Here is an 18657-nt window from a genome sequence, read left to right as displayed (position 1 = left end):
CCATTCCAAAACTGGGTAGAAGAAAGCCAAAACGCAATCGCAGGAGGTCAATATGACTGCAGAAGATAAGGCAAAGAACGCCGGCAAGGTCGCGCTCGTTTTGGAGGGCGGCAGCTTCCGCGGGCAATTTACCGCAGGCGTACTCGACGTTCTCATGGAGGCCGGCGTCGAGATTCCGGCGGTATATGGCGTATCGGCCGGCGCTCTCAACGGCGTGAACTACAAGTCGCATCAGATCGGCCGTGCCAACCGCATCAACCTGGCTTTCTGCAATGACAACCGCTTCATGGGCGCCGCATCGTTTGCGTCCACGGGCTCCATCGTGGGTTACGATTTTATCTTCAACGATGTCCAGGACCGCCTGGATCCCTTTGACAACGAAGCGTTCGACGCGAGCCCCACCAAGATGTACGCCGTCGCGACGGACATGCTCTTTGGAACCGCTGCATACCTGCCGGTCAAAAGCGCCGTGCTCGACCTCGATGCCGTGCGCGCCTCGACGTCGCTGCCGCTGGTGACGCCGCCGGTCGAGATCGATGGGCACAAATACGTCGACGGCGGCGTAGCCGATTCGGTCCCCATCGAGCACGTGCTGGAGGAGGCCGGCTTCGACCGTGCAGTCGTCATTGTCACGCAGGATCGCTCGTACGAGAAAAAGCCCTACGAGTTTATGCCCGCCGCACGCGCTCGCTATGCCGACTACCCCTACCTGCTTGAGGCTATCGAGACGCGCCACGACCGCTATAACATCCAGCGCATGCATCTGTGGAAGTATGAGCGCGAGGGCCGCGCGCTGGTCGTTGCTCCACAAAAGCCGGTCGAGGTCGGTCACGTTGAGCATGATCCGGCAAAGCTCCTCGACCTGTATATTCAGGGCCGCCAGGAGGCAAAGCGCCTACTGAGTGATATCGAGGCATTTGTCGAGCGCTAGTGTCGCGACGTCATGACCCATGGATGACATGTGCAGAAACTCTGGTCGGAGCCAAAATACCTGTTGACTCGGGCGGCGAGCGGGGTAATATGGACGGGTTACTTGCAGAGCCCCGTGAATCTCTGTAACAACACGTACTGTACATGGAGGAGTCTAAGTGATTTCGAAATCGACTCACTACGCCAAGCAGGGCGAGGTCCAGCGCAACTGGGTTCTCGTCGACGCCGATGGTGCTGTCCTGGGCCGTCTTGCCACCCAGATCGCAATGATCCTGCGCGGTAAGAACAAGCCCCAGTTCACGCCCAACAGCGACTGCGGCGACTTCGTTGTCGTCATCAACGCCGATAAGGTCCAGCTTACCGGCAACAAGGCCGACACGAAGACCTATTATCGCCACAGCGGCTACAACGGCGGCCTCAAGGCTGAGAGCTTCCGCCAGGCTATGGAGAAGCACCCGGAGAAGGTCATCGAGCGCGCCGTTCGCGGCATGCTGCCCAAGACCACCCTCGGCCGTGCCCAGATGACCAAGCTTAAGGTCTACGCTGGTGCCGAGCATCCGCACGCTGCCCAGAACCCCACGAAGATTGAGCTGGAGGCTTAAAGATGGCTGAGAACACCGTTGTCTACCAGGGTACCGGCCGTCGTAAGAACGCCGTCGCCCGCGTCCGTCTCGTCCCCGGCACCGGCAAGGTGACCATCAACAAGCGTGACGCCGAGCAGTATTTCGGCCGTCATCAGCTCGTTGAGAACGCCCTTGCTCCCTTCAAGGTGACCGACACCGCCGGTCAGTTCGACGTTATCGCTCTGTGCGATGGCGGCGGCATCTCCGGTCAGTCCGGCGCTCTGCGCCTGGGCATCGCTCGTGCTCTTCTGAACGCTGGCGATTACCGTGCTGACCTCAAGAAGGCCGGTTTCCTTACGCGCGATGCTCGCGTGGTCGAGCGCAAGAAGTACGGCCTCAAGAAGGCCCGCCGCGCTCCCCAGTTCTCCAAGCGCTAAGGTTTTATCTCCTTACGAGATACAGTGTACAAGCGGGGCCTACCGACTGCTCGGTGGGTCCCGCTTTTCTTTTCGACTAGGGTGGGCGGCTTCGTTTTGCCCACTTGGGAAGGAGCGATCCTATGCCCCAGAACATCTTCGGTACCGATGGCGTCCGTGGCGTCGCCAACGCCGACCTCTCGTGCGACCTCGCGTTTCGCCTGGGCCGCGCGGCGACCAAGTTCCTTGGCCCGGACATCTGCATCGGCCGCGACACGCGTCTTTCGGGTACCATGCTCGAGAGTGCTCTGACCGCTGGCATTATGGCAGAGGGCGGCCGTCCGCATTGCTGCGGCGTTATCCCTACGCCGGCCGTGGCGCTGCTCACCGTCCAAAACGAGCTCGACGGCGGCATCGTCATCTCCGCTTCGCACAATCCGCCGGAGTTCAACGGCATCAAGTTCTTTAGCCGCAAGGGCATGAAGCTTCCCGATGCTGTCGAGGAAGAGATCAGCGCCTGGGTCATGTCCGAGGAGGCCATGGCTGCCGACACGCTGCCGACCGGCGCCGGTGTGGGTCATATCATCAAGATGAAAGACGCCCGCAAGGCCTATGTCGATCATGCCATCAGCACGCTCGACGGCCTTAAACTCGATGGCCTGGTTGTTGCCGTCGACTGCGGCCACGGTGCTTCCTGCCAGACCACGCCCGCCGCGCTGCAGCGCCTGGGCGCCACGGTCCATGCCATCAACACCGATTACTGCGGCACCGACATTAACGTTGAGTGCGGCTCTACGCACCTTGAGCCCCTGCGCGAGCTCGTGCTGCGAACCCACGCCGACATCGGCCTGGCCCACGACGGCGACGCCGATCGCGTGCTGTTCGTGGACAGCGAGGGCAACGAGATCGATGGCGACTACATTCTTGCCATCTGCGGCTCCGACCTGGCCGCTCGCGGCAAGCTCGCCAATTCCGAGATCGTCTCGACCGTTATGTGCAACCTGGGCTTCTCCATCGCAATGAAGGAGCAGGGCTTCGAGATGGTCCAGACCGCCGTGGGCGACCGCTATGTTCTTGAGCGCATGCTCGCGGATGGCGCCGTCATCGGTGGCGAGCAGTCCGGCCACATCATCTTCCTGGAGCACAACACCACCGGTGACGGGCTGGTGACGGCCCTGCAGCTGCTGGCCGTGCTCAAGCGCACCGGCCGCACCCTCACCGACCTTGCCGGCATCATGAAGAAGTACCCGCAGGTACTCGTCAACGTGCATTCGGACAACAAGGCCGGCCTGGACGATTGCCAGCCCATTTGGGACGCCGTCGCTGCCGCCGAGAAGGAGCTCAACGGCCGCGGCCGCATCTTGGTGCGCCCGAGCGGTACCGAGCCGCTGGTTCGCGTTATGGCCGAGGCGGAGACGCACGAGCTCACCCAGCGCGTTGTCGACGACATCGTCGAGGTTGTCAAGCGTGAACTTCCCTAATGGTCAAAAACGGGTGCCAAGTGGTAAACTGTTAAAGCAATTTTGATTGATTGGTATGTCCGAGGGGGAGCATGTTCACTAAAGTCCTAAGGTCTTTTGGTATGCGTGGTCGAGTCCTTACGCTGGATGCTCCCATCTCGGGCGACGTCATTCCGCTCTCCGAGGTAAACGATCAGACGTTTGCCACCGGCCTTTTGGGCCAGGGCGTTGCCATTCAGCCTACGGGTACGCGTGTGATTGCGCCGGCAGACGCCAAGGTCGAGGCCATTTTTCCCACGGGTCACGCCGTCGCGCTCAACACGGTCGATGGCTTGGACGTGCTCATCCACGTTGGTTTGGACACTGTTCAGCTCGAGGGCAAGCACTTTACTGTACATGCGCAAGTGGGTGACATCGTCCATAAGGGCGATGTGCTCATCGAGTTCGATCGCGAGGCAATTGCTGCCGAGGGTTACGATGTGACGGTTCCCATCTTGGTGTGCAACTCCGTTGAGTTCTCGAGCATCAAAGGCTCCGTTGGCGAGCATGTCGAGGAGATGGACCAGCTCATCGTCGCGCGTGAGCGCTAGTCGCTCCGCTTTGCCTTTAGCCTACAATTCAAACACGTTTACGGAGGGCGCCCTTGAAACAGGGCGCCCTCCGTGGCAAGATGGGATTTGTCCGAAGCTAAACAGCTTTGGGTCACCGTGGACGGGCAGGGGCCTCGACGCGGGTAGACACGAGACGCATACATTACGCGACCTCGCCCTGGTGGCCGCACACGTTGGTTGCGGCCGACGCGGGCCGCGGGCAAGTGCTTGTAAGGGGAGCCTTGCCTCTCTTGTACGAGAAAGGACGCGTAATGAAGATCATTAAAGCTAAAGACTACGAGGATATGAGCCGCAAGGCCGCCAATATCATCTCGGCCCAGGTTATTCTCAAGCCCGATTGCGTGCTGGGTCTTGCCACCGGCTCCACTCCGATTGGCGCCTACAAGCAGCTCGCCGCTTGGTACAAGAAGGGTGACGTCGACTTTGCCGAGGTCAGCACCTACAACCTCGACGAGTATCGTGGCCTTTCGCACGACGATCCCCAGAGCTACCACTACTTTATGCGTGAGAACTTCTTCGATCACATTAACATCGACCTGAACAACACGCATGTGCCCGATGGCTCCAATCCCGACGCTGCCGCTGCCTGCTCTGAGTATGACAAGATCGTCGCTGCTGCCGGTTACCCTGATCTGCAGCTGCTCGGCATCGGTAACAACGGTCACATTGGCTTCAACGAGCCCGATAATCACTTCTCCAAGGGTACGCACTGTGTCGACCTTACCGAGAGCACTATTCAGGCCAACAGCCGCCTGTTCGACAGCATCGACGACGTGCCTCGTCAGGCCTACACCATGGGCACTCAGACCATCATGTATGCCCGCATGATCCTGGTTGTCGCCAATGGCGAGGCCAAGGCCCAAGCCGTGCATGACATGTGCTTTGGTCCGGTTACCCCCGAGTGCCCTGCCTCGATCCTGCAGCTGCACACCAACTGCGTTGTCGTTGCCGACGAGGCCGCCCTTTCGCTCTGCGAGTAGCGAAAGCCTATCACCTCGACATAGCTTTGCCGAAGGCCTCCGCTTTGCGGGGGCCTTTTTTCTGAGTGCACGCCGTGTGCTTGACGAAAACCTTGCCGCGAACTTGACGGGTGCGTCTGGTGCAGCATGATTCATTCTATAGCAGATACTATGCATAAATGCTATGAAAAGGTCGCAGACGGTAGCTGGCGCTAGGTGAGTTGCGCAACACAATTGAACAGCGCTCATTTAAGGTAAACTGCCAAAGGATGGGACAAGCTGGCAAGCGCATTGACCTGCGCAAAGACTGATTGGTTGGGGGATAAGTTTCAATCGGACCACGCTGAACAAAAACTTGCCATTTGCGTACCAGCAAACATCCTAAACCGTAGCATCGCTCTATTCATCTAGCGATACATATGGTCTAGCGTTACGGTGTCCATGTGGTCGAGTTGAGGAGCGGGCATGGTTAACGATTTGGGCAATACGGACGACCTTGAGCTTATGCCGCTGGGCAGTAGCTATATGGTGCGGCGCGATCGCTTGATGAACGAACTTATCGCCAAGGGCCGAAAGGCCGGCATCGTAGTCCTCTACGCGCCTGATGGCTTTGGGAAAACCTCGGTGCTGCTGCAGTATACCCAAGAGGTTAAAAGCGATCCGACGCGAGGTCCCGTGCGGATCATCGAGGCAGACCGCGCCATTGGGCGCGAGGTGTTTATGCAGCTCGAGGTCGTTACCGAAGAGCTTAAGGACAAGCCGCACTCCCTGATTGCAATCGATAACGTGCCTAACCTCAGCCAGAGCGAGACCGAGGAGCTGATCGACCGAATCCGAACCCTGCGTGCTATGGGGGTTGGGGTCTTTATGAGCTGCCGTCCTTCGAATCGCCAGCTGATTCACGGACTGGGCGATTCGATTAAAGTCAACGCGCAGATGCTCAAGGTGCATGCCTATGAGTATTCGGCGTGGGCATCGGCGTTTTCGATCAGCACGTCGCTCGACTTCTATCAGCTTACGCAGGGCGTGCCCGAGCTCGTCTCGGCTATGCAGTCGGGACTATACGGGCAGGGAGACGTTGCCCAGATGCTCGAAAACGAGATCGTCAATATCTACGGTGCGGCACTTGTTGATCTGGCGTCGCTCGAGAACAACGCCCTGTTTAGTGTGGCATGCTTGATGGTCTTAATGGGTGAGGGCAATATTTCGGAGCTCGAGGCTTGCGGTGTTAGGCTTTCGGCGATTGACCAGTCCTATCTTGTCCGCGATTATCCCATTTTTGGCGTTGATCCGGCAGACCGGCGCTTTACCTGCTTGGGTACCGAGGACAACGCACGCCTGCGATTGCGCAAGCTGGTCGCCGAAATTCGCCCCGAACTCGTTGTGCGGGCGGCGCGTATATTGATTAAAGCGGGGCGCTGCGATACCGCGATGGACCTCGCCGACGCGTTTTTGGACCGCAGTGCGGTGTTGGAGCTTGCCGGGCAGTATGGAGTCGATCTGGCCCTGACGGGGCATGGAGGGGATGTCTGCCGCGCGGCGCTGGGAAAGACCGAGGCAGATGACCGGGCCTCGGAGCCGACGCCTGACGAGGCGCTCGGCATCTATCTGGCGGCGGTGAGCGTCTCCAATACAAAGCTTGCGCGGTATATGGCCTCAATTATCGAGCGTGCGGGCGAACAAGCGATTTCCGAGCTCAATCCCGTGTCGTGGAAGGTGGCGCACGCGTTTACGGCCGCCTGTTATGGAGATAGTGGTCTGGGGCTTCCGGCAAGCCATACGGCGTTGGAAAGCGAGGCGTCTTGTGCCGCACTCGACATGCTGTCCGCACATGTCGAGATAAAGCATGGACTGACCGAGCGGGCGAAGGGTGGCGAGATCCTCGCGGGGCTCAAAACGGATAAAGCCTACGATTGTGAGCTCGATATCGCGGGGACGTTTGTGCGCGCGGACCGCATGTTGACGGAGCTATTTGATGGGTCGTATGCGGGGACTGACGAGCGTGATGACGAGATGGCTCTGACGCTCGAGGCACTCGAAGCGCGTGGAATCCGAGCGCTCGCCATCTGGGTGCGCATGGTGTTATCGGCGCGGCGCCTGTTTGCCGGCATGCCGGTGACCGACGAGCAGGCATTCAATGAGCTCGACCGTTTTGCCGTGCGTGTGCGTGACAATCAAGTCCAGTTGTTTGGCTTGATACTGGAAGGCTGGCAGTCGTTGGCTGAGGGGCGTCCGGTCAATGCCAAATTCCGTGCGGTGCAGGTGCTTAGGCTTGCCGAGGAATCGATTGGATACATACGCGACAACGCGCTGCTGCTAGAGCGCGCGGCGTACTTACGCAATACATCGATGGTATCGGTGCGCGAAGAGGCAGAGCTGCTCGATTTGAGTCGGACGCAGGTCGGTGGTGCCGAGGCTTGGATGGTGGCGCTGCATTTGGCCTCCGCGGGCCGCGATAGCGACCTTGCAGCCTGGATGTCCATGAACCGCCCGGGGATTTTGGATCCGTCGTATCGGCTGTTTGCGCGTCTTGCGATGCATTGTCTGGGTGAGCCGGCTGCTAGAATTCGAAAGAAGCTCCCGGTGCGCGAGCTGTCGCGGTATTCGCTGCGTGACGACTTTGAGGGCGAAGGCGAGCGTCTGTTCCAGGCCGGCGATGCCGAGGGTGTCGATGTGATTGGCCATATCGAGATCCGCATGTTTGGGGCGTTTCGCGCCGAGCGCGACGGGTTTCCCATCACGGATAAGATGTGGCGCCGCAAGAAAGCGGCGACGCTTGCCGAGCGACTTGCGCTGGGCATGGATACACTGGTCGACCGCGAGACGCTGGCTATGGAGCTGTGGCCCCATGCCGAGTTCAATAGCGCTCGTAACAATCTGTACTCGACGATATCGCGCCTGCGTTCGGCCTTGGGGCCGACACCGGACGGCAAGTCGTGTGTGCTGATCCAAAACGAGTGCATTGGGCTTAACGGCGATTACGTCAAGACTGACGTGCGGTTATTTGATCAGATAAGCCGCGAAGTTTTGGGAAATCGCACAGGTGCGCGCGGACCCCATCTGGTCGAGCTGTGCCTTAAGATCGAGCAACTCTACGCCGGCCCGTTGTATGTTCCCAATGGCTGTAATCCCACCTACTTTTTGCGTATGCGGCGCATTATGGAATCAAAGTATATCGACTGCATGATTCGGGGCGCGAATGCCGCCCTAGAAGAAAACGACCTGCAGTCGGCGGTATGGCTGGTGGAGTCGGGGCTGCGGCAAGAGACGGCGCGCGAGGACATGGTGCGTTGCGCTATGCGCGTCTACGGTGCGGCGGGGCGACGACGCGATATCATCGAGCTGTACAGTGGGCATATGCATCACCTGAGGGAGCAGGTCAATGGCGTGCCCGAGCCCGAGACGCGGCGTCTGTACGAGCGCTTGGTGGAGGGCAGGCTCAACCGCGTGCTCGTCGAGCGATAAAAAATGAGCGTCCGGATTGCTCGGACGCTCGCAAGCTTGATGTATGTTGGCTCGCCGGATCGTTAACTCTTAGACGAGCTTAATCTTCTCGATGTCCTTGCGCGAGGACTCGCGATACAGCGAGAACTTGCGGCCGATGACCTGGACGACCTCGGCATGGCAGCGATCGGCGAGCTCTTCGGCGGCCTCGCGGGCAGAAAGGCTGGAGCCATCGAGTACGGAGCACTTAACGAGCTCGTGCTTCTCCAGGTAGGCGACCGTCTGCTCGACGGTGCCGTCGTTGATGTCGGACTTGCCGATGATGATGGCGGGGTTGAGGTGATGGGCCATGCTGCGAAGCTGCTTGACCTGGGCTCCTGTCAGTGCCATGGGTTCTCGCTTTCTATGTTATGGGGCGCCCCGCGATGGGGCCTTAATCTACGTGAGCTGTCCCACGATAGCGCAGGAACGGCGCGGTGTGGGGCGTGTTTGCCCAGTTCAAAAAGAATGCGGATGCCGAGCGGGAGAACAGCGCGGGTTACAGGCGGACGTGTACGGCGGCTGAAAGCGGTCTATGGACGGCTCGAAGAGACCGGCTCCCATGCAATAAACGCCCAACGGACCTTGCGGACGTGGTCGAGCATGTAGCGCCCCTGCGGCACCCCTTTGGACCCCGGCTCGCCGGCATGGGGGTTCTCAATCATATGTTGAGCGACGTAGTCACGCAGACGGTCGATCTTGTCCTCGTTACCGTGCTCGAGCATGCGGGAGAAGTCCGCCACGCCCGCCTCAAGGCTATCGAAGGTATCGCGACGAGGCGATTCAAAGTACGTAACCTGCGGCAGGGCACCCATCTGAATGAGGATATTAAAGGCGTACAAAAAACCATTGCTACAGGTAACCGAGGCACCGATGGCGTTCATTAGGTGCAGGTCATAGCGCGGGCTGGAGTTGGCGACCATCGTGACGGCACAACGCCGACGAGCCGTTCGATCAAGCTTGGTAAGCGCGCCTTTTAGGTTGGTCGTGGTGACAGAGCGACTGGCAAAGGCAACATCTACCGCTTTCGCGACCGGTCCAACCAAATCCCAGTCATCATCCCAAGCAAGCTCAAGCGGTGTAATGCGATTCTCGAGTCCATAGTAATCAATGCCAGCATCAAGCGTGCCCAACATGGCAGGGGAAAAGTCAGCAGCAATCACAGGATGCCCGTCTTGCGCAAGCGGAATAGCAATCGACCCAGCCCCACATCCCATATCCAGCACGGATTCACCAGGCTTTAACGCCAACAGTTTCATAAAGTCCCGAGCATACGGAGCAGTCTCAAGCGGCCGAAAATGCCGAGCCCTTTTGTCCCACTCAAAAGAGTCATCAGCCCGCCGCCGATTAGCTTGCAGACGCATCCATTCGCCATTCCAATCAGCAGCAAGAAGCTCAGAGCGAGCATCCCCATCAACCACGGGCCAACCTCCTAGCAACAAAAAAGCGACTCCTCCCAAAAGAAGAGCCGCAACAAGCATATATCAGAAAGAACCGATCCAACGCCAAACCGCCGTACCAGCAAAGTAGGGCAGAAGCGAAGCGACTGCCAAAGGGATAGAACCCAACCGAGGTCCCGTTGTGCGGGAGCCCCGGGGGAGGGCAAATATATAAGGTCGATCGCGAGTTCCGCACGAGCCGGAGAGCACTTAATGTGCTCTCCGTGCGAGTCAGGACTGTCCGAGCAGGCGACCTTATATATTTGCCCTCCCCCGGGGCCCCTCGCCAGTCCCCCTCAGCTAGTTCTTCAGCGAGTTCAGCGGTGCCGGGAAGCGTCCACCACGGTGGGCAAGCACGGTGCCGGCGTTGGGGTTCACCGGCATGATGGGCGCACGGCCGAACAGGCCGCCGTACTCGACGCAGTCGCCCACGCCCTTGCCAATGGCGGGAATCACACGGACGGCCGTGGTCTTGTTGTTGATGACGCCGATGGCCATCTCGTCGGCGATGATGCCGGCGATGGTCTCGACCGGGGTGTCACCGGGGATGGCGATCATGTCCAGGCCGACGGAGCATACGCAGGTCATAGCCTCGAGTTTCTCAAGCGAAAGCGCGCCAGCCTCGACGGCGGCGATCATGCCGGCGTCCTCGGACACGGGGATAAAGGCGCCCGAGAGGCCGCCCACGCTGGAGCTGGCCATAACGCCGCCCTTCTTGACGGCGTCGTTGAGCATGGCGAGTGCGCAGGTCGTGCCCGGGCCGCCGCAGGTGCCCACGCCGATGATCTCGAGGATGCGCGCGACGGAGTCACCGACGGCAGGCGTAGGTGCCAGCGACAGGTCGACAATGCCCTTCTCGACACCCAGGCGATGGGCGGCCTCGCGGCTCATGAGCTCGCCGGCGCGGGTGATCTTAAAGGCGGTCTGCTTAATCTTCTCGGCGACCTCCATCATCGATGCGGAATCGGGCAGCGTCTCCAGGGCTGCGGCCATAACGCCGGGACCCGAGACGCCCACGTTGATGACGGCGTCGGCCTCGCCACCGCCGTGGACAGCGCCCGCCATAAACGGGGAGTCCTCGACCATGTTGGCAAAGCAGACAAACTTGGAAGCGCCGACGGAATCCTCGTCTGCCGTGAGTTTAGCGGCGTCGATGATGGTCTGCGCAGCCATGAGCACGGCGTCCATGTTGATGCCGGCACGCAGGCTGGCGACGTTGACGCTGGAGCAGACGCGGCTGGTGGCGGCGAGCGCCTGCGGGATGGACTGGATGACGCGGCGGTCGGCGTCGCCGATGCCCTTCTGGACGAGCGCGGAGAAGCCGCCCAGGTAATCGATGCCGAGCGTTTCGGCCGCGCGGTCGAGGGCATGCGCGATGGGGGTGAGGTCCTCATCCTTGCAGCACGCGGCGATCTGCGCCACCGGGGTGACGGAAACGCGCTTGTTGACGATGGGGATACCGTACTCGCGCTCGAGGTTCTCGGCGGTCTCGACCAGATGCTCAGCCGTGTGCGTCACGTGGTCGTAGATCTTCGTGCACATGCGGTCGAGGTTCTCGTCACCGCAACCCATGAGCGAAACACCCATGGTGATGGTCCTGATGTCGAGGTTCTGCTCCTCAACCATGCCGCGGGTTTCCGCGATTTCTGCGGGCGTGATCGCCATCCTTGCGCTCCTATCTGCCAAAACGAGCATAGTCTTTTCTATTCTAACGTGCCGCACGTGCCAAGTGGCGCGTGCGGCACGTTTTAGTGCTCGGTTGTTTCCGTTGTGTTACTGCCCAAAGACCTCTTCGGCGATGCGCGCGCTTTCGGCGGCATCCTTGGCGTAGTAGTCCGCGCCAATCTGCTTGGCGTATTCGGGGGTGAGCACGGCGCCGCCTACGATGATCTTGACGCCCGGCACCTCGGCATGAAGCAGCTTGATGGTCTCCTCCATGGCGACGACGGTGGTGGTCATAAGTGCCGAGAGGCCGACGAGTTTGATATCGCGCTCCTTGACGGTCTTGAGCACCTCTTGCGGGTCGACGTCGCGACCCAGATCAAAGACGGTGTAGCCGTAGTTGTCGAGCAGCATCTTGACGATGTTCTTACCGATGTCGTGGATATCGCCCTTAACGGTGGCCACGCAGATCTTGCCCTTGTCGGCAATCTCGCCGGCGGGCATCAGGCGCTTGATGGTGTCGAAGCCCACGCGCGCGGCCTCGGCCGAGGCCATGAGCTGCGGCAAAAAGAACTTTCCCTGGTCAAAGAGGACTCCGACCTCATCGAGGGCGGGGATAAAGTGGTTGTTGATGAGGTCCATAGCGTCGTGGTCGGCCAGCAGGCGCTCGGTCTCGGCTGCGATTTCGCCCTTGCGGCCCGAGACGACCATGTGGCGGATGGGGTCGTCATCGGCGCTTGCGGTGGTGCTTGCGGCAGGTGCGGCATCGCTCGATGCTGACTGGGCGGCCGCCGGGTTGGCGGCAATCTTATACGGATCGGTCCAGCCGGCGTAGCGCTCGATGTATCCGGTCGAGCCCTCGTCCTCGACGCTCAGCACGCGATAGCTGTAGACGGTATCCATAAAGCGCTTGGAACCCGGGTTCATGATGGGGGCGTCCAGACCTGCACCAAAGGCGGCGGCCAAAAAGACCGAGCCCAGCAGCGGGCGGGCAGGCAGGCCAAAGCTGATGTTCGACACGCCGAGTGCGCACTTGACGCCCAGGCGCTCCTTGCACATAGACATGGCACGTAAAATCTGCTCAGCCTGGCGCTGGTTGGTCGAGGCGGTCATGACCAGGCAGTCGATGAGGATGCAGTCCGGGCCGATGCCGTAACGGGCGGCTTCGGCCACGATGCGCTCGGCGATGGCGAAGCGAGCCTCGGCGGTATCGGGGATGCCGTCCTCGTCGAGCGTGAGGCCGACGACGTTGGTGCCATAGTGGGCGACCAGCGGGAAGATCTCGTCCATGATCTGCTGCTTGCCGTTAACCGAGTTGATGATGGGCTTGCCGGCGTAGCGACGTACGGCGGCCTCGACGGCGGCGGGGTCGGTGGAGTCGATCTGCAGCGGCAGCAGCGTGGAGCCTTGGAGCTGCTCGGTTGCCTGTTGGATAATCCTGACCTCGTCGATCTCGGGCAGGCCCACGTTGACGTCCAGGATGTCGGCGCCCTGCTCCTGCTGGCTGATGCCCTGGCTCACGACGTAGTCCAGGTCGCCGTCGCGCAGGGCCTGCTGCAGGCGCTTTTTGCCGGTGGGATTGATGCGCTCGCCGATGACGGCGATCTTGTGGCCGTCGCAGGGGAGGTCCACGACCGTCTGGGCGCTCGTGACCGACATACTGGGCTTGCGATGGCGTGGACTGGGCGTGTGGTTGTCGATAAGCGTGCGTAGAGCCGCCATGTGCGCCGGTGTGGTGCCACAGCAACCGCCCACGACGCTCACGCCGTCCTCGATCATGCCGGCGACGGCCTCGGCGTACTCGGGTGCCTGGATATCAAAGACGGTATTGCCGTCATCGTCCACGCGGGGCAGTCCCGCATTGGCCTGCACCATAACGGGCTTGTCGGTGACGGTGAGCATACGCGCGGCGAGCCCTCGGAGCTCGGCCGGGCCCTGGCTGCAGTTGATGCCCAGGACGTCGGCGCCGATGGCGTCGAGGGTGATGGCGGCGACCTCGGAGCTCGTCCCCAAGAAGGTGCGGCCGTCTTCCTCAAAGGTCATGGTGGCAAAGACGGGCAGGTCGGAGTTCTCGCGGCAGGCGAGGACTGCCGCCTTGATCTCGGCCAGGTCGGTCATGGTCTCGATAATAAAGAGGTCCACACCCGCAGCAACGCCGGCGCGCACCTCCTCGGCAAAGAGGTCGTAGGCCTCGTCAAAGCTGAGGGTGCCCAAGGGACGCAGCAGGGCGCCGATGGGGCCGATGTCGCCGGCGATGTAGCGGGCGCCGGCCTCGCGGGCGCAGGTGACTGCCGCGGCAAAGACGTCTGCCACGGTGGCGGCGCCATCGAGCTTGTGAGCGTTGGCGCCAAAGGTGTTGGCGGTGATCACGTCGCAGCCAGCCTCGACGTACTGACGCTGGATATCGGTGATGACCTGGGGCTCTTCAAAGTTGAGCAGTTCGGGCAGGGCGCCTGCCTTCATGCCGGCGGCCTGCAACATGGTGCCCATGCCGCCGTCGAACAGTAGGTGCCCCGTGCCCTCGATGGCGGCGCGCAGGCGATCGTCCTTAATGTGCAGGTCGTCGATCGTGCGCGTCTTGTACGTGGCGCCGTTACAACGTGCGGCATCAACGGGTGCCGCCAGCGCGGAACCGTCCAGATCGTGAGTGATAAGCGGAGTAAACATCGATGGCTCCTAATGGCCGGAATAGCAGGTGGTGTGGGCGGCGCGGAAGCGGCAGTGCTCACGCATGCGGCAGATATTGCAGGTGGGGCGACTCTGGGCGTCGTGGACCTCGCCGTCAAACAGACCGATCACCGCGGTCACGCTCTTGGTGGGCATGAGCAGGCTGGTGGGGGTGACGGTAAGTCCAATGAGGCGCGTGGCGTTGAGTGCATCCACGATTGAGCGCTGGGCCGAGAGCGGGCAGTCGCCATAGCCGGGACTGAAGCGCCAGTTGCCGGCGAGCCCATGAACGGCGGCGTCCGTCTTGATCTGCTGGTCCATTTGCTCAACGGCGGCTTCCACGTAAGCGGAGCACGCGGCGTCGAGCACGGCGCCCTCCAGGGGATGTTGGGCTCCCGTGGTGCGCAGGCGACGCTCGGCGTCCATGCCGAGGGTGCATGCCATGAGTGCGGCAAGGCGGGCGTCCTTAAGGTGGCGATAGATATCACGACCCCGCAGCTCAACATTGGTGCCAACCAAGCGGATGCAGGGCTCGCCCTGCTCGTCGACGCCCGTGGCATCGACGGCAAATACGCGGCGCACGCCACGGGGTTCGATATCCAGCTCTAGGCGCTCGACTACAAGCTCAATTCGTCGGGACAGCTCGGGCTCAATCTGTTGGCCGCCGTAGCCCAGATACCGCAGCATCTCGGCACGGTCGACACGAGGGTGGTGGGCAGCGTCGATACGGTAAAGCGCCGGCGACGCAAGGTCGGCCGGCACTTCAACAACGGTTGTATCGACGTGCGGTTTTTCCATTACCCCAGACGCTCCATAATGGTCGCGGCGATTGCAGGACGGTTCATAGTGTACAGGTGCAGACCGTCGGCGCCGTGCTCCTTGAGGTCGCAAAGCTGGCGGGCGGCATAATCTACACCGGCTGCCTGCAGGCTCTCGGGGTCGTTCTCGTACTTGGCGAGAATCTTGATGACGGGGGAGGGCAGCGACGCGCCGCACATAAAGACCATGCGGCTGATCTGCGACTTGCCCATAAACGGCATGATGCCCGCGGTAATAGGCACGGTGATGCCGGCCTTGTCGGCAAGCTCGCGGAAGCGATAGAAGCACTCGTTATCAAAGAAGAGCTGTGTCACAAAGAAGCTCGCGCCGGCGTCTTGCTTTTGCTTGAGGTGCTCGACCGAGAGGCTGAGATCCTCGCAGGCAATGTGGCCCTCGGGGTAGGCTGCGGCGCCCACGCAAAAGCCGGCGTCGACGAGCTCGGGGATGAGGTCACGGGCGTAGGCGTAGTCGGAGGCGGGCTTGTCGTCCTCGGTCGCGCCAGCGGGAAGATCACCACGCAGGGCCAGGATGTTTTCAACGTCGGCGGTGCGATACTCGTCGATCTTGGCGGCGATATCGGCGTGCGAGCGGCCCACGCAGGTGAGGTGCGCTACCGAGGGCGTATCGAATTCGCTCGTAATCATATGTGCGATGGGGGCGGTGGTGGCCCCGTTACCCGAGCCGCCAGCGGAACAAGTGACCGAGACAAAGCTCGGTGAAAGCTTGCACAGGTTGCCTGCCACCTCGCGAGCCGTATCGAGGGTAAGCTCACCCTTGGGCGGGAACATCTCAAAAGAAACGGGCGTGGTGCCCTGGGATGCTGCCTGCTTAAAAACCTCGTCGACGCGCATATCGTGCTCCTTTAGATATTTAGTGCGATGTGTTGTAAGGATTCTACAGCACCGCTGTGCCACGGTGGAGTTTTACTCGCGATTTAGGGATACCAATCAAAGATGCCTTGCTATCGGCATTGCCTATAGCAGAGCGGTCAATGTAGGAAAGGGCTATATTGAATGGTATCTGATGCGAAATACCAGTTAATAGAGCCCCATCCCAAATTGACTACCCTTAAACTATGGGGAGAGGTCTGCAATTTATACAGTTGATTGGCTGTTGAGGGTGGCAACGCCGCCGCGATGCGTTAACCTCATTGATTGGTTTCGCGACAGCAACATAACGGTAATGTTGCGGAAACACGACGAGCCTAATCTATGACTCGTTCGTTAGTAATCAACACCGCATCTCACGCGGTGCCGATACGAAGGGAGTTCCGTATGGCCGATCTTACTGACCGCTTCGGGACCATGGTGTTCTCTGAGGAAGTCATGAAGGACTACCTCCCCAAGGACATTTGGAAGCGCCTTGCTGCAACCCTCGAGGACGGTGAGCCGCTCGACCTGGATGTGGCCAACGCCGTTGCCCACGCCATGAAGGTCTGGGCCATCTCCAAGGGCGCGACGCACTACGCGCACTGGTTCCAGCCGCTTTCGGGCATTACTTCCGAGAAGCACGACAGCTTCCTCGAGCCCAACCACGACGGCACCGCCATTACCAAGTTTACGGGCAAGAACCTGATCCAGGGCGAGCCGGACGCCTCCAGCTTCCCCAACGGCGGCCTGCGCGCCACCTTCGAGGCCCGTGGCTACACCGCTTGGGATCCCACTAGCCCCGCTTTTATCAAGGACGATGTCCTGTGCATCCCCACGGCTTTCTGCTCCTACACGGGCGAGGCCCTGGACAAGAAGACCCCGCTGCTGCGTTCCATGACTGCGCTCTCGCGTGAGTCCAAGCGCGTTTTGGCGCTGTTTGGCAAGACTCCCAAGAAGGTTGTTCCTTCCGTGGGCGACGAGCAGGAGTACTTCCTGATCAAGAAGGACGCCTACCGCAAACGCAAGGACCTGGTTATCACCGGCCGCACCCTCTTTGGCGCCGCTCCCTGCAAGGGCCAGGAGCTCGAGGAGCACTACTTTGGCGCTATCCGCCCCACCGTCTCGGCCTATATGAAGGACCTGGACGATGAGCTGTGGGCGCTCGGCATTCCCGCTAAGACCAAGCACAACGAGGTCGCTCCCTGCCAGCATGAGCTCGCACCGGTCTATGGCGAGGTCAACGAGGCCATCGACCAGAACCTGGTCATGATGGAGAAGATGAAGCTCATTGCCTCCCGCCACGACTTGGTCTGCCTGCTGCACGAGAAGCCCTTCGAGGGCATCAACGGTTCGGGCAAGCACAACAACTGGTCGCTTGGCACCGAGTCCGAGAATCTGCTCGACCCGGGCGACACCCCGCTCGACAACCTGCAGTTCATCGTCTTCCTCACCGCGGTGATCGAGGCCGTCGATAACTATCAGGAGCTCCTGCGTGCCTCCGTTGCCTCGGCCGGCAACGATCATCGTCTGGGCGCCAATGAGGCTCCTCCGGCGATTATGTCCATCTTCCTGGGCGACCAGCTTACCGAGGTCGTCGAGAAGATCATCGATGGCAAGGCTTCCGTCCATGCCACGCGCGGCGTGCTCGACCTGGGCGCCGATACCCTGCCCAAGCTGATGCAGGACAACACCGACCGCAACCGCACCTCCCCGTTTGCCTTCACCGGCAACAAGTTCGAGTTCCGTGCCTGCGGCTCCGAGCAGAACGTCTCCGACTCCAACCTGGTGCTCGATGCCGCCGTGGCCAAGTCGCTCAAGTCCTTCGCCGATGCCCTTGAGGGTACGCCCGAGGATGATTTCCAGGACGCCGCGCTCGAGTACTGCAAGAAGGTCCTGACCGACCACCAGCGTATCCTCTTCTCCGGTGACGGCTACTCCGATGAGTGGCCCGTCGAGGCCGAGAAGCGCGGCCTTGCCAACAACAAGACCACGGCCGACGCCCTGCCCGCCTTTGTTTCCGATAAGGCCATTGCGCTCTTTGAGGAGACGGGCGTCCTGACCAAGGCCGAGGCTCAGTGCCGCTACGACTGCAAGCTCGAGAAGTACAACAAGCTCATGAACATCGAGGCCACCACGATGGTTCGCGAGGCGCGTCGTACCTATCGCCCGGTCATCACCGCCTATGCCACCAAGGTCGCTAAGGGCCTGGAGGCAATCCGCGCTGCCGGCGCCGATGCTGCCATGCAGTGCGAGCAGAACACGCTCAACAAGCTCTGCAACGGCATCACCGCCATCAACGACTCCATCAAGGCGCTCGACGCCGTGCATCAGAAGGCCGAGGCCCTCGATGGCCAGGAGCAGGCCAATGTGTATGCACACGAGGTCGTTCCCGCTATGGATACGCTGCGCGCCGCCGTGGATGCCATGGAGGAGATCGTGGCAGCCGACTACTGGCCGGTCCCGACCTACGACGACATCCTGTTCTACGTGTAGGACTGGGACAGCATACCGTCACGGTTGAAAGCCGGGGTCCGCATCGCGCGGGCCCCGGCTTTTTGTTTGCGAGGGACGCTTTGGAGTCCGTTTTGCAACTGATTCGCCCGCGCAATAAGGGGTTGTGGGCAAAAAACGTCAAATATGAGTACTGTCACAAGTCCTGTAGCATTATCTTTTTGAAAAAGACGCAGAATTACGCAACATATATCCAAGTACTTGGCTGATAAACGCCTACATTTCCTCCGCCGTAGGACGCTTGGCGTCCAAATTGTCTTCTGATGGC

14 protein-coding genes are annotated in these 18657 nt (G+C 60.7%); 8 read left to right on the top strand and 6 right to left on the bottom strand.

What is annotated here, in order from left to right; all coding sequences use genetic code 11:
* Positions 1 to 52 precede the first annotated feature (52 nt).
* The 7 genes from AAAX32_RS02445 to AAAX32_RS02415 all read left to right on the top strand — a co-directional run bounded on the left by AAAX32_RS02445 (position 53) and on the right by AAAX32_RS02415 (position 8404).
* Positions 53 to 931, top strand: coding sequence for a patatin family protein (locus tag AAAX32_RS02445; RefSeq protein ID WP_118094438.1), 879 nt, complete (start codon positions 53 to 55; stop codon positions 929 to 931).
* 157 nt (positions 932 to 1088) lie between these two features.
* Positions 1089 to 1532 carry a 50S ribosomal protein L13 gene (gene rplM / locus AAAX32_RS02440; RefSeq protein ID WP_022094635.1) on the top strand — a complete coding sequence of 148 codons (444 nt, stop codon included), beginning with the start codon at positions 1089 to 1091 and terminating at the stop codon, positions 1530 to 1532.
* A 2-nt stretch (positions 1533 to 1534) separates the two neighbouring features.
* Positions 1535 to 1930, top strand: coding sequence for a 30S ribosomal protein S9 (rpsI, locus tag AAAX32_RS02435; RefSeq protein ID WP_022094634.1), 396 nt, complete (start codon positions 1535 to 1537; stop codon positions 1928 to 1930).
* 122 nt (positions 1931 to 2052) lie between these two features.
* Positions 2053 to 3390 (top strand): phosphoglucosamine mutase, encoded by a 1338-nt coding sequence (gene glmM, locus AAAX32_RS02430; protein ID WP_117805965.1) that lies wholly within the window; start codon positions 2053 to 2055, stop codon positions 3388 to 3390.
* A gap of 101 nt (positions 3391 to 3491) precedes the next feature.
* Positions 3492 to 3959 (top strand): PTS glucose transporter subunit IIA, encoded by a 468-nt coding sequence (locus tag AAAX32_RS02425; RefSeq protein WP_320676340.1) that lies wholly within the window; start codon positions 3492 to 3494, stop codon positions 3957 to 3959.
* Between the two features lie 272 nt (positions 3960 to 4231).
* Complete coding sequence (gene nagB / locus AAAX32_RS02420) at positions 4232 to 4960, top strand: glucosamine-6-phosphate deaminase (protein WP_349099883.1); 729 nt, start codon at positions 4232 to 4234, stop codon at positions 4958 to 4960.
* A gap of 444 nt (positions 4961 to 5404) precedes the next feature.
* A complete protein-coding gene (locus AAAX32_RS02415) occupies positions 5405 to 8404 on the top strand; it encodes a BTAD domain-containing putative transcriptional regulator (RefSeq protein WP_349099882.1) in 3000 nt (999 codons plus the stop codon).
* Between the two features lie 69 nt (positions 8405 to 8473).
* Here AAAX32_RS02415 and AAAX32_RS02410 read toward each other — a convergent pair whose 3' ends face one another.
* The 6 genes from AAAX32_RS02410 to AAAX32_RS02385 form a co-directional block, all read right to left on the bottom strand.
* The gene (locus AAAX32_RS02410) at positions 8474 to 8773 is read right to left on the bottom strand and encodes a YhbY family RNA-binding protein (protein ID WP_349099881.1); all 300 of its coding nucleotides are present in this window, start codon (positions 8771 to 8773) and stop codon (positions 8474 to 8476) included.
* A gap of 182 nt (positions 8774 to 8955) precedes the next feature.
* Entirely contained in the window at positions 8956 to 9681 is a 726-nt protein-coding gene (locus AAAX32_RS02405) for a methyltransferase domain-containing protein (protein ID WP_349099942.1), read from the bottom strand.
* Positions 9682 to 10161: 480 nt separating this feature from the next.
* Positions 10162 to 11526: a PFL family protein gene (locus AAAX32_RS02400; RefSeq protein ID WP_349099880.1), complete on the bottom strand. Its 1365-nt coding sequence runs from the start codon at positions 11524 to 11526 to the stop codon at positions 10162 to 10164.
* A gap of 108 nt (positions 11527 to 11634) precedes the next feature.
* Entirely contained in the window at positions 11635 to 14190 is a 2556-nt protein-coding gene (locus tag AAAX32_RS02395; RefSeq protein ID WP_349099879.1) for a homocysteine S-methyltransferase family protein, read from the bottom strand.
* 9 nt (positions 14191 to 14199) lie between these two features.
* The gene (locus tag AAAX32_RS02390; protein WP_349099878.1) at positions 14200 to 14988 is read right to left on the bottom strand and encodes a hypothetical protein; all 789 of its coding nucleotides are present in this window, start codon (positions 14986 to 14988) and stop codon (positions 14200 to 14202) included.
* Positions 14988 to 15860 carry a methylenetetrahydrofolate reductase gene (locus AAAX32_RS02385; RefSeq protein ID WP_349099877.1) on the bottom strand — a complete coding sequence of 291 codons (873 nt, stop codon included), beginning with the start codon at positions 15858 to 15860 and terminating at the stop codon, positions 14988 to 14990. Before AAAX32_RS02385 ends, AAAX32_RS02390 begins: the two co-directional genes overlap by 1 nt.
* Before the next feature lie 423 nt (positions 15861 to 16283).
* Here AAAX32_RS02385 and AAAX32_RS02380 point away from each other — a divergent pair, with 423 nt between their 5' ends.
* Positions 16284 to 18371: a glutamine synthetase III gene (locus AAAX32_RS02380; protein ID WP_161155731.1), complete on the top strand. Its 2088-nt coding sequence runs from the start codon at positions 16284 to 16286 to the stop codon at positions 18369 to 18371.
* The last annotated feature ends 286 nt before the right edge of the window (positions 18372 to 18657 follow it).

It is taken from the genome of Collinsella sp. CLA-ER-H3 (assembly GCF_040092425.1).
In the GTDB taxonomy this organism is placed as follows: Bacteria; Actinomycetota; Coriobacteriia; order Coriobacteriales; family Coriobacteriaceae; genus Collinsella.
Note: the sequence above shows the minus strand (reverse complement) of the source record. Positions and strands in the feature narration are given on the sequence as shown.

Bases quoted from the DNA above. Each gene is read 5' to 3' on its own strand.
- AAAX32_RS02445 (WP_118094438.1), top strand. From the start codon at position 53: ATGACTGCAGAAGATAAGGCAAAGAACGCCGGCAAGGTCGCGCTCGTT.
- rpsI (WP_022094634.1), top strand. From the start codon at position 1,535: ATGGCTGAGAACACCGTTGTCTACCAGGGTACCGGCCGTCGTAAGAAC.
- glmM (WP_117805965.1), top strand. From the start codon at position 2,053: ATGCCCCAGAACATCTTCGGTACCGATGGCGTCCGTGGCGTCGCCAAC.
- AAAX32_RS02425 (WP_320676340.1), top strand. From the start codon at position 3,492: ATGCGTGGTCGAGTCCTTACGCTGGATGCTCCCATCTCGGGCGACGTC.
- nagB (WP_349099883.1), top strand. From the start codon at position 4,232: ATGAAGATCATTAAAGCTAAAGACTACGAGGATATGAGCCGCAAGGCC.
- AAAX32_RS02415 (WP_349099882.1), top strand. From the start codon at position 5,405: ATGGTTAACGATTTGGGCAATACGGACGACCTTGAGCTTATGCCGCTG.
- AAAX32_RS02410 (WP_349099881.1), bottom strand. From the start codon at position 8,773: ATGGCACTGACAGGAGCCCAGGTCAAGCAGCTTCGCAGCATGGCCCAT.
- AAAX32_RS02405 (WP_349099942.1), bottom strand. From the start codon at position 9,681: ATGAAACTGTTGGCGTTAAAGCCTGGTGAATCCGTGCTGGATATGGGA.
- AAAX32_RS02400 (WP_349099880.1), bottom strand. From the start codon at position 11,526: ATGGCGATCACGCCCGCAGAAATCGCGGAAACCCGCGGCATGGTTGAG.
- AAAX32_RS02395 (WP_349099879.1), bottom strand. From the start codon at position 14,190: ATGTTTACTCCGCTTATCACTCACGATCTGGACGGTTCCGCGCTGGCG.
- AAAX32_RS02390 (WP_349099878.1), bottom strand. From the start codon at position 14,988: ATGGAAAAACCGCACGTCGATACAACCGTTGTTGAAGTGCCGGCCGAC.
- AAAX32_RS02385 (WP_349099877.1), bottom strand. From the start codon at position 15,860: ATGCGCGTCGACGAGGTTTTTAAGCAGGCAGCATCCCAGGGCACCACG.
- AAAX32_RS02380 (WP_161155731.1), top strand. From the start codon at position 16,284: ATGGCCGATCTTACTGACCGCTTCGGGACCATGGTGTTCTCTGAGGAA.